Here is an 828-nt window from a genome sequence, read left to right as displayed (position 1 = left end):
CGCGTCGTGAATACGAGAGACGTTATAAGAAATCGGCGAAGAGCGTAAAAAATCATTAGAGTTGTTGATCTCGATGAAGGATCCAGTGATTATTGAGTCGTACAGCGATAGTTGGCCAAGTCTCTTTAATGAATTAAGAGCCCAGATCGTAACGAAAATTGGCACCGAAGTACTTAGAATCGATCATATTGGATCGACTTCAGTAGTTGGTTTAGCAGCTAAGCCTATTATTGATATTCAGATATCCGTAAGGGATTTAGGTAATATAGAGACAATCATATCCGGACTTGCATCTTTAGGATATCGATATCATTCGAATAATGATGATTTGACTAAGAAGTATTTCAGAGAAGCACCCGGGACGAGAAGAACCCATATTCATGTAAGGCAAGCAGGTAGCTGGTCTGAACAATTGAATTTATTATTTCGAGATTACTTAAGAACTCATGAAGATGATAGAGATCAATATGCCAGGACGAAATATGAATTAGCAAACCGGTATAAAGATCAAAGAGAACAATATGTGGAAGCCAAGATTGAAATCGTATGGGAAATTATAAAGAAGGCTAATACATGGAGTCAAAAGATCGGATGGAAACCTAGTAAAGGGGATATGTAAGTGATTCGAAGAAGCGCCGACATCTTATAACATTATATTCACGCTGCGGATCGGCTGAAGCCGATCCTTGGTCCGCTAAGGAGCTTTTGACATCGAAGCAGAATCAGGCGGACAACCCTGCGAACCTAACCGCAGTCGTGGCCGGCTCCCCTGGAGCCTTAAGGTTCTCGGGTTCGTGAATACGAAACGTTAGCTGAAATTGCCGAAAT

At 41.3% G+C, this 828-nt stretch carries 1 protein-coding gene; it reads left to right on the top strand.

Annotation, left to right across the window (positions count from 1 at the left end):
- Window positions 1-73: 73 nt before the first annotated feature.
- Complete coding sequence (locus ABEQ74_RS29825; RefSeq protein WP_430125961.1) at window positions 74-619, top strand: GrpB family protein; 546 nt, start codon at window positions 74-76, stop codon at window positions 617-619.
- Window positions 620-828: the final 209 nt, after the last annotated feature.

The organism is Paenibacillus solani, assembly GCF_050475945.1.
Taxonomy (GTDB): Bacteria; Bacillota; Bacilli; order Paenibacillales; family Paenibacillaceae; genus Paenibacillus_AQ; species Paenibacillus_AQ solani_A.
This window is presented reverse-complemented; position numbering and strand designations above follow the sequence as displayed.